Genomic DNA, 18317 nt, shown 5'->3' on the forward strand with positions numbered 1-18317 from the left:
TCCTGGCCGCAGGTTGGCCGTACACCCTGGTCCACAGTGGGATACGGGCGAGGCAGGGTGAGACAGGGTGAACGCAGAAGGGGTGTCTCCGAGTCGGAGACACCCCTTCTGACCTGTACCTACGTTGAGCTGCGCGGTGGGTGTGGGATTTGAACCCACGGTGAGATCGCTGCCACGACGGCTTTCAAGAGGGTGCTGCGCTGACGGGAGAACCCTGTCTTGAGCTGAATGAACGAGTACCTCAGGGCCCCTGAGTGCCCTCGGCGGTCCACACCTGGTCCACTGGCCGAGTGGCTCCAAGTACTACGTCAGTTACATGGTGCCGTTCGTCGCCGCAGGCGGTCTGCTCATCGCGCTCGGCTTCGCGATCGGCGGCTGCACGATCGGCAAGGCGCCCTCCGTCATGGAGCACTTCGCGTGGACGGAGGCCACCAGCTGGGCCGCGCTGATGTTCCAGATCGGCGGGCTGGCGGAGATCAAGATCCCGGCACCCCTGCGCGGCATCATGCCGGTCGTCGTGATCCCGCTGATCTCGTCGGTGATCGTCGGCTTCCTGATGTTCCTGGTGGTCGGCGAGCCGATCGCGGGGCTCCAGCCGGCGCTGACGGACTGGCTGTCCGGCCTGTCCGGCGCCAACGCGGTCATCCTGGGCGTCATCCTCGGCCTGATGATGGCGTTCGACCTCGGCGGCCCGCTCAACAAGGTCGCCTACGCCTTCGCGGTCGGCGGCCTCGCCAATCCCAACGAAGGCAGCCTCAAGGTCATGGCCGCGGTGATGGCCGCCGGAATGGTCCCGCCGCTCGCGATGGCGGTGGCAACGGTCCTACGAGGCAAGCTCTTCACCAAGACAGAGCACGAGAACGGCAAGGCGGCCTAGGTGCTCGGCGCCTCGTTCATCACCGAGGGCGCGACCCCCTTCGCCGCGGCCGACCCGCTGCGTGTGATCCCGGCGGCGATGGCGGGCGGCGCGGTCAGCGGCGCCCTGTCGATGGCCTTCGAGTGCACTCTGCGTGCCCCGCACGGCGGCATCTTTGTGGTCCCGCTGATCGGCAACCCGTTCCTCTACCTGGTCGCCGTCCTGGCGGGTACGGCGGTCAGCGCGGGGCTGGTCATCCTCCTCAAGGGGATGCGCAGGACGGCGGAACCGGCGAAGCCGGAGCCGTCCACGCAAGCCAAGGTCACGGTGGCAGCCTGACCCACGTGACGCACGCGCCCACGTGACGCGCTAGACCCACGTCACGCACTCCGCGCACCACGTCACGCACTCCGCACCTACGCCACGCCGACGTCAGCGCACCCGCGCGCGGTGCTCCATCGCTTCGCGCGCGGTGTGCTCCGTCTCGTACACCTCGCACATGTGGCGGCCGTCGGGCGTCGCCGTGTGCTCGACCTCCCAAAGGCTGGCCTCGCTGCCGTCGAGCAGCAGGAACGCGTGCTCGTACAGCGTGAAGCCGGCGTCCCGGCCCTCGACACTGCACTGGCGGCCGAAGGCCTGGGTGATCTGGTGGGCGAGGGCACCGGCCAGGCGGTGCGCGGTGTCCTGCCCGGGCTTGTCCGCGTTCTCGGCGCGGCGGAGTACCCGGCGCGCGTGGTCGGCGGAATTGTCCGGGACGTAGATGCGTGGGGCAGCCGGGCGCTTGGCCATCAGCGTGGCAAGGATTTCGAGGTCGGCGTCGAGGTCCACGTCACGGGCGTCCTCGTCGAAGCTGGCAGGGTCGAAGCCGTCCGCGTCACGCCCTTCGGCTGCGCCGGAACCGGCGGCCGGATCGGAAAAGCCGAACGCCTCCGTCCCGTTCGGGCGCGGCAGCCTGGACGCGGCAAGCCGGACCTCGGCCGCCTCCGTATAGATCTCGTATTGCGTGGTGCCGTCGCGGCCCGCGTTGTGCGCCAGCTCCCACAGGGTGAGAGAGGTCGCGTCGGAGAGCAGGAACTCGTGTTTGAACGTCTCCCGGTGCATTCCCGCCGTGTGGTGCGAGGAGTGCAGGGAAGTGCTGTGTGCCAGCGCCGATTCGAGCCGCTCGACGATCGGGTCGGGCAGGTCGAACGAGTTGAGTGCGCGCCCCAGGAGTCGCTCGAGGTGCTCCTCGGTTGTCTCGTACGGATCGCTCAAGGGTGTCTCCAGGCCGTCGCCGCTTGTTACTTGCCGAGTGCTCAACGTAGCCCCTGGGTCTGACAACGTCTCCGGGGTTGAGGAAAACGAAGGGGGCGCACGAGTGGTTCCCGCGCGCCCCGGTCAACTCGGCGCGTCCGTACGTCAGTAGAGATCCCGGTACGCCGGGTAAGCGCCACCAGGGCCGTCGAACCCCTCCGCCGCCAGTACGGCTTTCACCACAGCGCGAGTCAACGCGTCGGCGCCGGCGGCCAGCACCTCGTTCAGGGCGGTTGCGCCCACGTGCGCCGCGAAGACGGGCTCCGGCGTCTCGGTCAGCAGCGGCCGCGTGCCCGTGGAGAGGGCGAAGACGGTGTCTCCGTCGGTAAGCAGATGCACGGGACGTACGGCGCGCGCGAGGCCGTCGTGCGCCGTGCCCGCCAGCTTCTGCGCCTGGGCACGGGTCAGTTCGGCGTCGGTGGCGACGACCGCGAGGGTGGTGTTCAGCGGTGGGCGTGCGAAGCCCGCCGAGCGCCGCTCCGTTTCCTTGCGCGCTTCGTCGAGGCGGCGCTGCGCCGCCTCGTGCACCTCCGCCGCCGGGTAGTCGACCCGGCCCCCGAAATACCTCCCGTACAACACGCCCGTCAGCGGATCGACCGCCGAACCGACGGCGTTGACGACCGCGAGCGCGCCCACCGTGATGCCCGAATCGAGGACGACGCTCGCCGAGCCGACTCCGCCCTTCAGCGCGCCCACGACCGCGCCCGTCCCGGCACCCACCCCGCCCTCGGCGACCGGCGCCCCGGCTTCCGTACGGGCGGCGTCCTCGACAGCCGCGCGTCCTGTCGCGGCGTCCGGCCTGGCCCGCCAGTCGCCGCCGCGCCCCAGGTCGAAGAGGCAGGCGGCCGGGACGACCGGCACGACCTGCGCCGGGTCGGGTCCGACCCGGAAGCCGCGCCCCTGCTCCTCCAGCCACGCCATCACCCCGGACACGGCATCGAGGCCGTACCCGCTGCCGCCCGTGAGCACGACGGCGTCGACGCGCTGCACCAGGTTGCGCGGGTCGAGGGCGTCCGTATCGCGCGTGCCGGGTCCCCCGCCCCGTACGTCCACGGCGGCGACAGCCCCGCCTTCCGGGGCCAGGACGACGGTGGTGCCGCTCAGCGCGCGGTCGCCGGGCACTCGGGCGTGCCCGACCCGCAGACCGGCCACGTCCGTCAGTGCGTCTGCTCTCGTGATCTGTCCCATGGTTTGTAGGTATCACGGGGGTTGGCCGCCGCGGCGCGAGAGGTCAGCTCTGCCGGATCGCCGTACCCTTGAGGTATGAGCACCGCCCCCGCCCACGGACCGCGCGATCCGGAGCACGAGCCCGAGCAGCAGCCGGAGCGAAAGCCACGGCCCAAGCCGACGCTGGACTTCGGAGATCCGCTCGACCAGCAATCGGCGGACGATACGGACCGAGGGTGGGGTGAGCGGCCTCCCGGTGGATCGGCCGACAGCGCGGCCGACCTCGCCCGCTTCCTGGACGAGAAGCCGCCGCACCACCTCTGAGAAGCAGCAGTGACTATCGGTCGTCGTGACCCGAGCCGCGCTGCGCCACCAGGGCGTCCCTGATCTCCTTCAGCAGCTCGACCTCGGTGGCTTCCATGACTTCCACCGCAGCCTCCTTCTCCTTCTTCCGCTTCGCCTGCCTGGCCAGGTACTTGGACATGGGCAGCACCATGAGGAAGTAGACGACCGCAGCGGTGATCAAGAAGGTGAGCGTCGCGTTCAGCACCGAACCCCAGAGGATGTTGACGCCGGTGGGCTCCCCCTTCGTGTCGATGCCGCAGGGGTCCTTGAGGCAGTAGGAGTAGACGTCCAGGTTCTTCGTGCCGATCGCCCCGACCAGCGGGCTGATGATCCCCTTCACCACGGCGTTCACGATGTTCGTGAACGCGGCGCCGATGACCACCGCGACGGCAAGGTCGATCACATTGCCGCGCATCAGGAAGACCTTGAAGCCCTCCAGGACGCTCTGCTTCTGCTCGCTCACGGATGAGCCTCTTTTCGCATTTACCGGGGACGGAGCAAACCGTTCCGCAACCTACGTCAGCATGTGACGGGCCTGTCCAGCCGCGGCCCACGAACCAGTGACATGACAGCGCGCCAGTTCTAGTCAGCACAACGTCACCGCCAGCTGCGACGTCGTCCCCGCACCGGCCAGTTCCGCGGCCGTGCTCCGGGGGACGGACAGGACCACCAGCGCTCCGCTGTCGTCTCCGAAAGTCCCAGCAGCCGCCCTCGGCACTTCGGCCACCCGGACACCCGCGGCCACCACCCGCGCACCGGATCTCGCGCCGCCCGCCGACGCGTTGGCGGCGGCGATCACATCGACGCGGTCGCCCCGCCGCAGCAGCCGTACGGTCGCGGCATCAGCGATACGTACCGGCGCGGACACCATCTCCACCGGCTTCCGCTCACGCTGCGGCGCGGCGACGGCCGCCGCCCGCGCGGCTCCCGTACGCCCCGTGTCGTACACGCCCGAAGCGGCCAGCGCGGCGGCGGCCATGGCGAGCGCGCCCGCCATCGCCCGCTTCCTGCGCCGCACCGCGCGCCGCAGGAAGCGCCTGCCGCCACGCACCCGCACAGGGTCGAACTCGGGCACACCACAGGGAGGCGGGGCCGGACATGCGGGAAGAGAGTAAGTGGGGGACGTACGGGACGAGGGGGACACGGAAACCACCGCCTGCCGCGAGGAGATTCGGCTGAACGCTCCTCACGATCCACGCTCCGCCCGGATCCCGCCGGAGCCTGTGGACTACCCCCGGCCTGTGGACAACTCGCTCACCCGCTAGGGCAGTTCGATCCCCGTGTCCAGCCCGTCGAGCGCGTGCGCGCACAGGCAGTCGCGCGCCTCGTCCGCCGGCAGCCCGGCCACCGCGTCGAAGAGCACCGAGCGCAGCCGGTCGACATTCGCGGCGAAGACCTTGAGCACCTCCTCGTGGGAGACGCCCTCGCCCGTCTCGGCCCCGGCGTCCAAGTCCGTCACCAGCGCCAGCGACGTGTAGCAGAGCCCGAGCTCCCGGGCGAGTACAGCCTCCGGATGCCCGGTCATGCCGACCACCGACCAGCCCATCGCCGCATGCCACCGCGACTCGGCCCGCGTGGAGAAACGCGGCCCCTCTACGACGACCAGGGTCCCGCCGTCCACCGGCTCCCAGTCGCGCCCGCGCGCCGCCGCGACCGCCGCCTTGCGCCCCTCGGGGCAGTACGGGTCGGCGAAGCTCAGGTGCACCACCTTCGGCAGCTTCCCGTCGACGAGCGTCTCACCGTCGTAGAAGGTCTGCGTACGCGCCTTCGTACGGTCCACCAGCTGATCCGGTACGAGCAGCGTCCCCGGCCCGTACTCGGCCCGCAGCCCGCCCACCGCGCACGGCCCGAGCACCTGGCGTGCGCCGACGGAACGCAGCGCCCACAGGTTGGCGCGGTAGTTGATGCGGTGCGGCGGCAGGTGGTGACCGCGCCCGTGGCGGGGGAGGAAGGCGACCCGCCGCCCGGCGATCTCGCCGAGGAAGAGGGAGTCGCTCGGCTTCCCGTAGGGAGTGTCCACCTGGACCTCGGTCACGTCCTCCAGGAAGGAGTAGAAGCCCGAGCCGCCTATCACGCCGATCTGTGCGTTCAACATGGCCGCCACAGTAGCCGGGCACGGACATGCCGAAGACCCCGCCGTCCCATACGGCGGGGTCCTGTTACGGCATGTGGCGCGCTACGCGGCCGAGGTGCTGCTGGAAGAGCTCGACGAACCCGAAGAGCCACTGGTGCTCGACGACGCGGCGGGCTTCGAGTCGGACGAAGACCCCGGGGACCCCGAAGACGAGGACGACGAAGAAGACGACGCGGCGGTCTTCGCGGACGACGTGGCCGGCGTGCTGCTCGACGAGGAGCCGCGGCTGTCGTTCCGGTAGAACCCGGAACCCTTGAAGACGATGCCGACCGCGGAGAACACCTTCTTGAGGCGTCCCTGGCAGCTCGGGCACACGGTCAGTGCGTCATCGGTGAACTTCTGCACCGCCTCGAGGCCTTCGCGGCACTCGGTGCACTGGTACTGGTAGGTCGGCACTTGCTCCTCCTGGCACTCTCACTCGATGAGTGCTAACGACGTTCCATACTGACCTATTCCGCTGGATCAGTCCACCGTCACGGGCACTCGGTGACCCATCCCACGCGCGGCGACCCGTCCCGGAGCCTTCGGCACGAGCCGCGAGCGCAGCGCCACGAGCGTGATCAGCGCAAGCGCCGTACCGCCCAGCGGCACCAGGAACCCGGCGCTGGCACCGTTCGCGTCCGCCAGCCGGCCGGCGACCGTGACAGCAGCGGCCTGGCCGAGCGCGACGGCGCCGGTCAGCCACGTGAAGGCCTCGGTACGGGCCGAAGCCGGCACCAGGGTCTCGACCATCGTGTAGCCGGTGATCAGCGCGGGCGCGATGCACAGGCCGACCAGCAGCCCCAGCCCGGCGAGCAGTGGCACGGAGTGCACCGCCCACAGCCCGGAGGCGGCCAGCGTCAGGGCGGCGTACCCGACCATCAGCCGGCGACGGGGGCCGACCTTCCAGGCGATCGCGCCGCACGCGATGCCCGCGAGCATGTTGCCCGCGGCGAAGGTTCCGTACAGCAGCCCGTTGACGCCGGGGTTGCCGATCTCCTCGGAGAACGCGGTCAGTGAGACCTGCATTCCGCCGAAGACCGCTCCGATGCCCAGGAAGGCCATCGCGAGGACGCGTACGCCCGGCATGGAGAGGGCGGAGACCCGGCGTCCTTCGGACACGGTCAGGCGTCCGGCCTGCGGCTGGGTACGCCGCTGCATCGCGAAGAACAGGCCGCCGACCAGCGTCAGCGCCGCCTCTGCGGCCAGACCGGCCGCCGGGTGCACGCCGGTGCACAGCGCGGTCGCGAGCACCGGGCCGACGACGAAGGTGAACTCGTCCGTCACGGACTCGAAGGCGGCCGCCGTCGACATCAGCGGCGAGCCCTCCAGCTTGGCGGCCCAGCGGGCCCGCACCATCGGGCCGATCTGCGGTACGGAAGCACCGGTGGGAACGGCCGCGACGAACAGCGCCCACATGGGGGCGTCCGCGAGCGCGAGCGCCGTCAGTGTGACGACGGAAGCGGTGTGTACAAGGACGCCCGGAATCAGAACGGCGCTCTGTCCGAAACGGTCGGCCAGTTTGCCGCTCTGCGGCGCGAACAGTGCCATGGAAACGCCGGTTACGGCGGCTACAGCGCCCGCGCTTCCGTACGAACCAGTGGTGTGCTGCACCAGCAGCACGATGCCGATGGTCAGCATCGCGAAGGGCTGCCGTGCCAGGAATCCGGGCAACAGGTACGTCCATGCTCCAGGGGTGCGGAGCAGCCGGCCGTAACCAGGGCGCGGGGTGGTGACCGTGTTGGACACGGTCCTTGCCTTTCTGCCGCCTGGTGACGCTCCCCTGTGCACGCGGTGGTGGGCATGCGGGAGCCGCCGAGAGCTGTCCTCTTGCGCAGGACCGGCGGTAGATACCAGGACACCCACAGAGAGGGGGCCGGCCGCCGTACGGTCGCGCCAGCTCTGCGTCAGGCAGAGTTGGTCGATCAGTAGACCTTCATGTTACAGGGTGTCCCCAGTGTGACGCCTGTAAATGCCTAAGGAATCCGTCACACTGCCTGTGATCAACCGGACGTTGTGTCGCCGGTTCCGAGCCATCCGGCGAGCTTTCCGCCCTGCCCGACCGCCCGCAGCCGCTGCTCCGCCGCGTCCCGTACCGGATCGGTGGCCACGACGAGCAGCTCGTCGCCCCGCCGCAGCACAGTCGTCGGCAGCGGTACGAAGCTGGTTCCGTCCCGTACGACCAAGGTCACGGCGGCCCCGTGCGGCAGTCGCAGCTCGGCCACCTCCACGCCGTGCATCTTCGACTTCTCGGGGATCGCGACCGACAGCAGGTGCCCGCGCAGCCGCTCCAGTGGCGCCGACTCGACGCCCAGGTCGGCGGCCTCCGACGGGTCGACGCCGAGCCGCAGCCGCTTCGCCAACCAGGGCAGCGTCGGCCCCTGTACGAGGGTGTAGACGACGACGAGGACGAAGACGATGTTGAAGACCCGGTCGCTGCCCTCGATCTCCGTGACCAGGGGAATGGTCGCCAAAATGATGGGCACCGCACCGCGCAGCCCGGCCCAGGACATCAGGGCCTGCTCCCGCCACGGGATACGGAACGGCAGCAGGCTGACGAGAACCCCCAGCGGCCGCGCCACCATCGTGAGCACCAGACCCACGACGACAGCGGGCCAGAAGTCGGCCCCCAGCTCGTGCGGCGTCACCAGCAGGCCGAGCAGGACGAACATGCCGATCTGTGCGATCCAGCCGAGCCCGTCCGCGAATCCGCGCGTGGCCGGCCAGTGCGGCAGCTTGGAGTTCCCCAGCACCATGGCGGCCAGGTAGACGGAGAGGAATCCACTGCCGTGCGCGATGGCTCCGGCGGCGTACGCCGACAGGGCGATGGCCATGACCGCGATCGGATACAGGCCGGAAGCGGGCAGTGCCACATGACGCAGCCCGAACGCTCCGAGCCAGCCCACCGCGAGACCGATGCTCGCGCCGATCGCCAGCTCCAGAACGATCTTGCCGACGAGGAAGTACCAGTCGTCCACCGGCCCGGCCGTCGAGAAGGCGACCACCAGGATCACGACAGGGGCGTCGTTGAAGCCCGACTCCGCCTCCAGCACACCCGTGATCCGGGTAGGCAGCGGAACCTTGCGCAGTACGGAGAAGACCGCGGCGGCGTCCGTCGACGAGACGACCGCGCCGATGATCAGCGCCTGCCGCCATTCGAGGCCGACGAGATAGTGCGCGCCGGCCGCCGTAACGCCCACGCTCACCGCGACGCCGACGGTCGACAGCGCGACCGCGGCGGGCAACGCGGGCTTGACCTGCTTCCACTTCGTACCCAGGCCACCCTCGGCCAGGATCACCACCAGCGCGGCGTAGCCGATCACCTGCGTCAGTTCGGCGTTGTCGAACTTGACGGCGAAGATGCCGTCCTGCCCGATGGCAACGCCGATCCCGAGATACAGCAGCAGGCTGGGGAGCCCGCTCCGGGACGAGATGCGGACCGCCGCGACGGCGATGAGCAGGACGAGCGAGCAGATGAGCAGGAGTTCGTTGAGCTCGTGGACAGTCAGTGGCCGTTCCTTCCCTCGCACGCCCGTCGGCGGTTCCTCCGTTGGCCAGTACTTCGTTACCTTACCTAATCTTTAACGCTTCCTTGACGCGCCTGATCGTCCGTACAACCGCTCAAACAGGCACCGAGTCCGGAGCCCAAGAGTGCTGCGCCTATGGTTGCTCCAGCACTCCAGGACCACCCTGCCCCTCGAAGGACAGCGATGCCCGCCAACACAACCGCCTCTTCCGGCAAGAAGAAGGGGCGTCGCGCCCGCCTGATCGTGATCGTGCTGGTGTTGGCCCTCGTCACGGGTGTCGGCTACGGCACGTACTGGAGCATCAGCACCGTGCGCGCCTCCTTCCCGCAGACCACGGGATCACTCGAACTGGACGGCCTTTCGGGCATCGTCGACGTCAAGCGCGACAGCTACGGCATCCCCCAGATCTACGCGGACACCGACGAGGACCTCTTCCGCGCCCAGGGCTTCGTCCAGGCGCAGGACCGCTTCTACGAGATGGACGTACGCCGTCACATGACGTCGGGCCGTCTCTCGGAGATGTTCGGTTCGGGCCAGGTCGAGACGGATGCCTTCCTGCGTACGCTCGGCTGGCGCCAGGTCGCGCAGCAGGAGTACGACACCAAGCTGACGCCGGAGACCAAGAAGTACCTCCAGGCGTACGCCGCGGGCGTCAACGCCTACCTCGAGGGCCGCGACGGCAAGGACATCTCCGTCGAGTACGCCGCCCTCGGCTTCACGAACGACTACAAGCCCGAGAAGTGGACGCCCGTCGACTCGGTGGCCTGGCTCAAGGCCATGGCCTGGGACCTGCGCGGCAACATGCAGGACGAGATCGACCGGTCGCTGATGACGAGCCGGCTGACGGCGAAGCAGATCAAGGACCTGTATCCGGCCTATCCGTACGACCGGAACAAGCCGGTCGTCGCAGAGGGCGCGCTCAACCAGGGCACGAAGAAGTACGACCCGACCGCCTCGGCCACGTCGACCGGATCCGGTGCCGGCACCGGTACGGGTACGGGTACGGGCACTGGATCCGGCACCGGTACAGGCACCGGCAACGGCATCGCGAACAACGCGGCCGACGCCACCCAGGGCTTCCAGTCCCAGCTCTCCGGCATCTCCGACGCCCTCGACGAGATCCCCGCCCTCCTCGGCCCGAACGGCAGCGGCATCGGCTCCAACTCCTGGGTCGTCTCCGGCACGTACACGACCACCGGCAAGCCGCTCCTCGCCAACGACCCGCACCTGGCCCCCCAGCTGCCCTCGCTCTGGTACCAGATGGGCCTGCACTGCCGCAGCGTCTCCGCCAAGTGCCAGTACGACGCCGCCGGCTACACCTTCTCCGGCATGCCCGGCGTAATAATCGGTCACAACCAGGACATTGCCTGGGGCTTCACCAACCTCGGCGCCGACGTCACCGACCTCTACCTGGAGAAGGTCTCCGGCGAGACCTACCTCTACGACGGCCGGGAGAAGGCCTTCACGACCCGCGAGGAGACCATCAAGGTCGCCGGCGGCAAGCCGAAGAAGATCACCGTCCGCTCCACCAACAACGGCCCGCTGGTCTCCGACCGCAGCAGCGAGCTGGAGAAGGTCGGCGAGAAGGCCCCCGTCACCAATGCCGCCCCCGACCGGGGCAACGGCTACGGGATCGCCCTCAAGTGGACCGCCCTCACGCCGGGCAAGTCCATGGACGCCGTCTTCGAGCTGAACCGGGCGAAGGACTTCAAGACCTTCCGCGCCGCGGCCGCCCACTTCGAGGTCCCCTCGCAGAACCTCATCTACGCCGACACCAAGGGCAACATCGGCTACCAGGCCCCGGGCCGCATCCCGGTCCGCGGCGCGGGCAACGGCACACTGCCCGCCCCCGGATGGGACTCCCGCTACCGCTGGACCAAGTTCATCCCGCAGGACGAGCTGCCGTACGAGTACAACCCCGAGCGCGGCTACATCGTCACCGCCAACCAGGCCGTGATCGACAAGAAGAAGTACCCCTACCTCCTCACCGAGGACTGGGGCTACGGCGCCCGCAGCCAGCGGATCAACGACCTCATCGAGTCGAAGATCAAGGACGGCGGGAAGATCTCGACCGACGACATGCGGACCATGCAGACGGACAACAGCAGCGAGATCGCGAAGCTGCTCACGCCCCACCTGCTGAAGACCGATGTCTCGGACCCGAACGTCCGCGAGGCGCAGAAGCTCCTCGAAGGCTGGGACTACACCCAGGAGCCGGACTCCGCCGCCGCCGCGTACTTCAACGCGGTGTGGCGCAATGTCCTCAAGCTCGCCTTCGGCAACAAGCTGCCCAAGGAACTCCGGGTCAAGGGCCAGTGCCTCATCGTCCGCCCCGCCGACAGCACGGGCCCCGTCGACGACCTCGACGAGCGGGTCCGCGAGTGCGGGCAGCGCGACAAGGACTCGGCCCAGCCGGACGGCGGCGACCGCTGGTACGAGGTCGTCCGCACGATGCTGAAGGACGAGAACAACGAGTGGTGGCAGTCGCCGAGCACCCGCCTCGACAAGCCCACCAAAACCCGTGAGGACCTGCTCGCCCGCGCACTGAAGGACGCCCGCTGGGAGCTCACGGCCAAGCTCGGCAAGGACGTCGACGGCTGGAGCTGGGGCCGCCTGCACCAGCTGACGCTGAAGAACCAGACCCTCGGCACCGAGGGCCCCGGCGCCGTCCAGTGGCTGCTCAACCGGGGCCCGTGGAACCTGGGCGGCGGCGAGGCCGCCGTCAACGCCACCGGCTGGAACGCGGCGGGCGGCTACGAGGTCACCTGGGTGCCGTCCATGCGGATGGTCGTGAACCTGAACGACCTCGACAAGTCCCGCTGGATCAACCTCACCGGCGCCTCGGGCCACGCGTACAGCGCGCACTACACCGACCAGACGGACAAGTGGGCGAAGGGCGAGCTGCTCGACTGGCCCTACAGCGACGAGGCGGTCGAGAAGAGCACCGCCGACAAGCTGGTGCTCAGGCCGTAAAGCGCCTGACGCCACCCGGCGTCACGACGGCGGTCACGGGGTGGTCGTGCGGTTCCTTCGGGACCCGCGCGATCACCTCGTCGTCGTACAGCAGCACCACCAGGTGCGGATGGGCGTCCGCCGCTTCCAGCCTGGCGAGCGCCCGGTCGTACGAGCCGCCGCCCCGCCCGAGCCGCGTGCCGCGGCTGTCCACGGCGAGGCCGGGCAGCAGCACCGCCTCGGCCTCCAGGATCGCGTCCACGCCGAGTGGCGTGCCGGCGGGCTGGAGGAGCCCGAGCCTGGCCCGTACGAGATTCTCGGCGCCCTCGTACTCGGCCCAGTCCAGATCGTTGTCCGGCAGGAGCACCGGCAGCAGCACCCGCACGCCCCGCGCGCGCAGCGCGTCGAGCAGCGCGCGGGTGCCCGGTTCGCTCCCGAACGCTACGTATGCGGCCACCGTCCGGGCCTCTGTGAGCTCCGGAAGCTCCAATGCCCTGCGGGCCAGAACCGTGGCCGCCTTCTGCGCGTCATCCCTGGTCAACCGGTTCCTCATGTCCAGGAGTTCTCTTCGCAACCCGGCCTTGTCAGGCTCGTCACACAACACAGCGGCTCCACAAACCCCTCGTATGAGAATTTATTGACCGGAGCCTAATCTTCCGCCCATACGCAACGGATATCGTTCTGACCATGACTCAGTCGCACCCCAGGATCAGCAAGGCTGTCATCCCCGCCGCTGGTCTCGGTACCCGGTTCCTGCCGGCGACGAAGGCCACTCCCAAAGAGATGCTGCCCGTCGTCGACAAGCCCGCCATCCAGTACGTGGTCGAGGAGGCCGTGACCGCGGGTCTCTCCGACGTCCTCATGGTCACCGGCCGCAACAAGCGCCCGCTCGAGGACCACTTCGACCGCAACTACGAGCTGGAGTCTGCCCTCGGCCGCAAGGGCGACGCCGAACGCCTGGCCCGCGTGCAGGAGTCGAGCGACCTCGCCACCATGCACTACGTCCGCCAGGGCGACCCCAAGGGCCTCGGCCACGCCGTCCTGTGCGCCGCGCCGCACGTCGGCGACCAGCCCTTCGCCGTCCTCCTCGGCGACGACCTGATCGACCCGCGCGACCCGCTGCTGTCCCGGATGATCGACATCCAGGAGCAGCACGGCGGCAGCGTCATCGCGCTCATGGAGGTCGACCCCTCCCAGATCCACCTCTACGGCTGCGCGGCCGTCGATCCGACCGGCGAGAGCGATGTCGTACGGGTCACCGGACTGGTCGAGAAGCCCGCCCCGGCCGACGCGCCCAGCAATCTCGCGATCATCGGCCGCTATGTCCTGAACCCTGCCGTTTTCGACATACTTCGCAAGACCGAGCCGGGCCGCGGCGGCGAGATCCAGCTCACCGACGCCCTCCAGCTCCTGGCCGAGGACGAGAAGGTCGGCGGCCCCGTGCACGGCGTCGTTTTCAAGGGCCGCCGCTATGACACCGGGGACCGGGGCGACTATCTGCGTGCCATTGTCAGACTCGCGTGCGAACGTGAAGACCTGGGGCCGGACTTCCGGGCCTGGCTTCGCAGTTACGTCACCGAGGAGATGTAGCACCTTGAGCAGCACGATCTGGTCGGTCGACGACCACCTGGAGGACATCCTCGCCGCGGTGAAGCCGCTCGAACCCATCGAGCTGCAACTCCCCGACGCGCAGGGCTGTGTCCTCGTCGAGGACGTCACGGTCCAGATCGCCCTGCCGCCGTTCGACAACAGCTCGATGGACGGGTACGCGGTCCGTACGGCCGATGTGACGGGCGCCAGCGAGGAGTTCCCCGCCGTCCTCACCGTCATCGGTGACGTGGCGGCGGGCAGCGGCGAAACGCTCACCGTCGGCCCCGGCCAGGCCGCCCGCATCATGACCGGTGCCCCGCTGCCGCCCGGCGCCGAGGCCGTCGTCCCGGTCGAGTGGACCGACGGCGGTACGGGCGGCGGCCCGGCCGCCACCATGCGCGCGCACAGTGCCGCCCCGGAGGGGGCGTCCGGCGAAGTCCGCGTCCACCGGCCCGTCGAGGCCCGCGCCCACGTCCGCGCGCGCGGCAGCGACGTCCAGGTCGGCGACCTCGCCCTGGAAGCCGGTACGGTCGTCGGCCCGCCCCAGATCGGACTCCTCGCCGCCATCGGCCGCGCCACCGTAAAGGTCCGCCCGCGCCCCAGAGTCGTCGTCCTGTCGACCGGCAGCGAACTGGTCCAGCCCGGCGAGGAGTTGGCAGCCGGCCAGATCTACGACTCCAACAGCTTCGCCCTCACCGCCGCCGCCCGCGACGCGGGAGCCATCTCCTACCGTGTCGGCGCCGTCACCGACAACGCCGAGACGCTCCGCGCCACCATCGAGGACCAGCTGATCCGCGCCGACATGATCGTCACCACCGGCGGTGTCAGCGTCGGGGCGTACGACGTCGTCAAGGAGGCCCTGTCCTCCGTCGGCGACGAGGACGAACCGGGCAGCGGCATCGATTTCCGCAAGCTGGCCATGCAGCCGGGCAAGCCACAGGGTTTCGGCTCCATCGGCCCGGAGCACACGCCGCTGCTCGCCCTCCCCGGGAACCCGGTCTCGTCGTACGTCTCCTTCGAGCTGTTCGTGCGCCCCGCGATCCGCGCCCTCATGGGCCTGAAGGACGTCCACCGCCCGACGGTCCGCGCCACCCTGAGCGCCGACAAACCGCTCAGCTCGCCCGCCGGGAAGCGCCAGTTCCTGAGGGGTACGTACGATGAGGAATCAGGCACCGTCACCCCCGTCGGCGGCGCCGGATCCCACCTGGTCGCGGCCCTCGCCCGGGCCAACGCGCTGATCACCGTCCCGGAGGACGCCACGACGGCCGAGCCCGGCACCGAGGTCGTCGTGGTACTGCTCGGCTGACCGGGGCCCGGTGGGGGTACCGTGTCTGCCCTCACAGGCCCTGACCGGGAGCGCCACACGTAATGAGTACGCACCAACGGCTCACGCACATCGACGAGGCGGGTGCAGCCCGCATGGTCGACGTATCGGACAAGGACGTCACCTCGCGCACCGCCCGCGCCACGGGGCGCGTCCTTGTCGCACCGCGTGTTGTCGAGCTGCTGCGGGGCGAGGGTGTCCCCAAGGGCGACGCCCTCGCCACCGCCCGTATCGCGGGCATCATGGGCGCGAAGCGCACGCCCGACCTGATCCCGCTCTGCCACCCGCTCGCGGTTTCCGGCGTGAAGCTGGACCTGTCGGTCGCCGACGACGCCGTGGAGATCGCCGCCACGGTGCGTACGACGGACCGTACGGGCGTCGAGATGGAGGCCCTGACCGCCGTCACGGTCGCCGCGCTCACCGTGATCGACATGGTGAAAGCAGTCGACAAGGGCGCGGTCATCACCGACGTACGGGTCGAGGAGAAGACGGGCGGCAAGTCCGGAGACTGGAGCCGGGCATGAGTCCCGCACCCCGAGCCGGTGAGGTGTACAGCCACAGCCACGAGGCGCCGGCCGCGCCGGCCCCGGCCGTCATCACGCCGCAGCCGTCACCCCGCGCCGCCCTCAAGGCACTCGTCGTGACGGCGTCCAACCGCGCCTCCGCCGGTGTCTACGCCGACCGGGGCGGCCCCATGATCGCCGAGGCCCTGGCCGCCCTCGGCTTCGAGGTCGAAGGCCCCGTGGTCGTACCCGACGGCGATCCCGTGGAGGCGGCGCTGCGCGAGGGCGTCGGTGGCGCGTGCGACGTGATCGTCACTACCGGCGGCACCGGCATCTCGCCGACCGACCGCACTCCCGACGCCACCCGCCGCGTCCTGGACTACGAGATCCCCGGCATCCCCGAGGCGATCCGTGCCGAGGGCCTGGTGAAGGTCCCGACCGCCGCACTCTCCCGCGGCCTCGCCGGCGTCGCGGGCCGAACCCTGATCGTCAACCTCCCCGGATCCACCGGTGGCGTACGCGACGGACTCGCGGTCCTGGACCGCCTGCTCCTGCACGCCGTCGACCAGATCCGCGGCGGCGACCATCCCCGGCCGGGGAGCCCGACCTGAACGTTTCGCCATGGCCCGTCGTGCTGACGGACGGCGATGTCGCCCTCCGTCCGATAAGGCTGCGCGACCAGCGGAGCTGGCGCGAGGTCAACCGGCGCAACCGCGACTGGCTGCGCCCCTGGGAGGCGACCATTCCGCCGCCCGCCCCGGCGGGCCCGGTCGCCCAGCGCCCCACTTACCGTCAGATGGTCCGCCACCTGCGCGCCGAGGCCAACGCGGGCCGGATGCTGCCCTTCGTCATCGAGTACCAGGGGCAGCTGGTGGGCCAGTTGACGGTCGCCGGGATCACCTGGGGTTCGATGTGCTCGGGGCATGTCGGCTACTGGGTCGACCGCGAGGTCGCGGGCCGGGGCGTGATGCCGACGGCCGTCGCGCTCGCCGTCGACCACTGCTTCCGTACGGTCGGACTGCACCGCGTCGAGATCTGCATTCGTCCCGAGAACGGGCCGAGTCGCAGAGTTGTCGAGAAACTCGGATTCCGCGAGGAAGGGCTCCGGCCACGTTATCTTCACATTGACGGTGGATGGCGTGACCATCTTGTCTTCGCGCTCACGGCGGAAGAGGTGCCCGAGGGTCTGCTCACCCGCTGGCACCAGGCGCAACCCGGGACGTCGCGGAAATGAAATAAGTGTTCGAAATCGATCGGCTCCTGATCGTAAAAGGACCCACATAGCGGCCTGTTGATCCGATCAGTCACAAAAAAGTTCGACTTATCAGCCAGATCGTGCGACACACCGGCGCAATTGGCGGATGGCCTTGCGCGAATCCCTCTACGGTGTGGGGTGTGAGCAGCAGCGGCCTCATTTACGCAGTCATCGTCGGGGCCTGGGCCGCCTACTTGGTGCCGATGTGGCTCCGCAGGCAGGACGAGCTCAATGAAGCCCGTCCGACGGAACGCTTCAGCACCGCCATCCGGCTGCTGTCCGGACGGGCGGCCATGGAGCGCCGATACGCCAAGGAGCTTCAGGATCGCGCCGCCAGTGAGGCGGAGCCCGACGTGGACCCGGACGCAGTCACGGACCGATTGAGTTCCGTCGACGTCCGGGCCTTCGCCGTGCCCCCGACGCAACCCGAGCACCCCGCCGCCCGTGAGGAAGTACGGGAGCAGGCGCGGGGGAAGGAACAGGAGGACGCCAGGGAGGAACGGCGTGCGCGCACCACGAGTGCCGCCGCCGAACGCGCTCGGCGCTCGAAGGTCCTCGCGCGCCGTCGGCGCACCACCGTGGTCCTCTTCCTGGCCTTCACCCTGGGCGCGATCGTCGCGGCGGTCGGCGGCCTCCAGTTCCTGTGGGCGCCCGCCGTCCCCGCCGTACTGCTGAGCACGTACATCGTGCATCTGCGGACGACGGAGCGGCGGCGCTTCGCCTTCACCATGGACCGGCGCAGGGCGGAGGTCGCGGCGCAGCGGTTGCGCGAGCGACGGCCGCAGGGGCGTCGCCCGGCGGAGGTCGAGCCCGACGAGGAGCCCGTCGTACGGCCCGAGCCGGAACCGGCGCCCGCGGTGTCGCCCCAGGAGGCGGGCCGGCGTGCGCTGGTGGAGCAGACGGATCACGCCGAGTGGGTCGATCAGCAGCGCGAGCGTGAGCGCGGATCGGCCCGGGGCGAGAGCTGGGACCCGGTTCCGGTCCCGCTGCCGACGTACGTCACGGCGCCCGTCGCCCCGCGCGCCACGGGCAGCGTGGACTTCGGCGACCCGGGCACCTGGAGCTCGGCCCGCTCCAGCACCGCCGAGCCGACGCCCGCACCCGAACCCCCGCCCGCGACCGACACGGCACCGCACCAGCGCACGGCCCCCTCGCGCCGCGGCCGCGACAGTGGCCGCACGCCGCTCTTCGACCAGTACGCGGACGAGGACCGGCCCCGGGCGGTCAACGAGTGACCTGCGAGGAACGGATTTCCAAGCACCCCGATCGGGGTGCTAAAGTTTCACTCGTTGCAAGGGCCTGTGGCGCAGTCTGGTAGCGCACCTCGTTCGCATCGAGGGGGTCTGGGGTTCAAATCCCCACAGGTCCACCGCACACACGAGATCCCGTCCG

Annotated in this window: 17 protein-coding genes, 1 tRNA gene and 1 pseudogene; 10 read left to right on the forward strand and 9 right to left on the reverse strand. The window is 69.8% G+C overall.

Features of this window, described 5'->3' with window-relative positions; translation table 11 throughout:
• Positions 1-307: 307 nt before the first annotated feature.
• A pseudogene (locus J7I98_RS06260) lies at positions 308-1195 on the forward strand (PTS fructose transporter subunit IIC); the annotation flags it as partial.
• A gap of 93 nt (positions 1196-1288) precedes the next feature.
• Here the strand turns inward: J7I98_RS06260 and J7I98_RS06265 are convergent.
• Positions 1289-2110 (reverse strand): DUF6227 family protein, encoded by an 822-nt coding sequence (locus J7I98_RS06265; RefSeq protein ID WP_214919557.1) that lies wholly within the window; start codon positions 2108-2110, stop codon positions 1289-1291.
• Positions 2111-2254: 144 nt separating this feature from the next.
• A complete protein-coding gene (locus J7I98_RS06270) occupies positions 2255-3337 on the reverse strand; it encodes a P1 family peptidase (protein ID WP_214919558.1) in 1083 nt (360 codons plus the stop codon).
• Positions 3338-3412: 75 nt separating this feature from the next.
• Here J7I98_RS06270 and J7I98_RS06275 point away from each other — a divergent pair, with 75 nt between their 5' ends.
• A complete protein-coding gene (locus J7I98_RS06275; RefSeq protein WP_214919559.1) occupies positions 3413-3640 on the forward strand; it encodes a hypothetical protein in 228 nt (75 codons plus the stop codon).
• 13 nt (positions 3641-3653) lie between these two features.
• On the opposite strand, the gene mscL is transcribed toward J7I98_RS06275, so the two are convergent.
• The 6 genes from mscL to J7I98_RS06305 all read right to left on the reverse strand — a co-directional run bounded on the left by mscL (position 3654) and on the right by J7I98_RS06305 (position 9304).
• Positions 3654-4124, reverse strand: a complete 471-nt coding sequence (mscL, locus tag J7I98_RS06280; RefSeq protein WP_214919560.1) for a large conductance mechanosensitive channel protein MscL — start codon at positions 4122-4124, stop codon at positions 3654-3656.
• A gap of 123 nt (positions 4125-4247) precedes the next feature.
• Positions 4248-4712, reverse strand: coding sequence for a hypothetical protein (locus J7I98_RS06285; protein ID WP_374225077.1), 465 nt, complete (start codon positions 4710-4712; stop codon positions 4248-4250).
• A gap of 210 nt (positions 4713-4922) precedes the next feature.
• On the reverse strand, positions 4923-5756 hold the full coding sequence (locus J7I98_RS06290; protein ID WP_214919562.1) for an S-methyl-5'-thioadenosine phosphorylase: 834 nt from the start codon (positions 5754-5756) through the stop codon (positions 4923-4925).
• Positions 5757-5837: 81 nt separating this feature from the next.
• On the reverse strand, positions 5838-6191 hold the full coding sequence (locus J7I98_RS06295; protein ID WP_214919563.1) for an FmdB family zinc ribbon protein: 354 nt from the start codon (positions 6189-6191) through the stop codon (positions 5838-5840).
• A gap of 66 nt (positions 6192-6257) precedes the next feature.
• The gene (locus J7I98_RS06300; RefSeq protein WP_214919564.1) at positions 6258-7523 is read right to left on the reverse strand and encodes an MFS transporter; all 1266 of its coding nucleotides are present in this window, start codon (positions 7521-7523) and stop codon (positions 6258-6260) included.
• A gap of 254 nt (positions 7524-7777) precedes the next feature.
• The gene (locus J7I98_RS06305) at positions 7778-9304 is read right to left on the reverse strand and encodes a potassium/proton antiporter (RefSeq protein ID WP_214919565.1); all 1527 of its coding nucleotides are present in this window, start codon (positions 9302-9304) and stop codon (positions 7778-7780) included.
• Positions 9305-9484: 180 nt separating this feature from the next.
• Between J7I98_RS06305 and J7I98_RS06310 the strand changes: the two genes are divergently transcribed.
• Positions 9485-12274: a penicillin acylase family protein gene (locus J7I98_RS06310; RefSeq protein ID WP_214919566.1), complete on the forward strand. Its 2790-nt coding sequence runs from the start codon at positions 9485-9487 to the stop codon at positions 12272-12274.
• Here J7I98_RS06310 and J7I98_RS06315 read toward each other — a convergent pair.
• Positions 12264-12857: a 5-formyltetrahydrofolate cyclo-ligase gene (locus tag J7I98_RS06315; RefSeq protein WP_308377687.1), complete on the reverse strand. Its 594-nt coding sequence runs from the start codon at positions 12855-12857 to the stop codon at positions 12264-12266. The two genes, J7I98_RS06310 and J7I98_RS06315, sit on opposite strands and share 11 nt — an antisense overlap.
• A gap of 83 nt (positions 12858-12940) precedes the next feature.
• Here J7I98_RS06315 and galU point away from each other — a divergent pair, with 83 nt between their 5' ends.
• The 7 genes from galU to J7I98_RS06350 all read left to right on the forward strand — a co-directional run bounded on the left by galU (position 12941) and on the right by J7I98_RS06350 (position 18294).
• Entirely contained in the window at positions 12941-13843 is a 903-nt protein-coding gene (gene galU, locus J7I98_RS06320; RefSeq protein WP_214919568.1) for a UTP--glucose-1-phosphate uridylyltransferase GalU, read from the forward strand.
• Positions 13844-13847: 4 nt separating this feature from the next.
• Complete coding sequence (gene glp, locus J7I98_RS06325) at positions 13848-15149, forward strand: gephyrin-like molybdotransferase Glp (protein WP_214919569.1); 1302 nt, start codon at positions 13848-13850, stop codon at positions 15147-15149.
• A gap of 62 nt (positions 15150-15211) precedes the next feature.
• Entirely contained in the window at positions 15212-15691 is a 480-nt protein-coding gene (gene moaC, locus J7I98_RS06330) for a cyclic pyranopterin monophosphate synthase MoaC (RefSeq protein WP_214919570.1), read from the forward strand.
• Positions 15688-16281 (forward strand): molybdenum cofactor biosynthesis protein B, encoded by a 594-nt coding sequence (locus J7I98_RS06335; protein ID WP_214919571.1) that lies wholly within the window; start codon positions 15688-15690, stop codon positions 16279-16281. Before moaC ends, J7I98_RS06335 begins: the two co-directional genes overlap by 4 nt.
• Positions 16278-16904, forward strand: a complete 627-nt coding sequence (locus tag J7I98_RS06340) for a GNAT family N-acetyltransferase (RefSeq protein WP_214919691.1) — start codon at positions 16278-16280, stop codon at positions 16902-16904. Before J7I98_RS06335 ends, J7I98_RS06340 begins: the two co-directional genes overlap by 4 nt.
• Before the next feature lie 161 nt (positions 16905-17065).
• The gene (gene glpR / locus J7I98_RS06345; RefSeq protein WP_214919572.1) at positions 17066-18160 is read left to right on the forward strand and encodes a gephyrin-like molybdotransferase receptor GlpR; all 1095 of its coding nucleotides are present in this window, start codon (positions 17066-17068) and stop codon (positions 18158-18160) included.
• Positions 18161-18220: 60 nt separating this feature from the next.
• Positions 18221-18294: transfer RNA gene (locus J7I98_RS06350), tRNA-Ala, on the forward strand.
• Positions 18295-18317 lie beyond the last annotated feature (23 nt).

The sequence above is a fragment of the Streptomyces sp. ISL-98 genome, assembly GCF_018614055.1.
Classification (GTDB): domain Bacteria; phylum Actinomycetota; class Actinomycetes; order Streptomycetales; family Streptomycetaceae; genus Streptomyces; species Streptomyces spiramyceticus.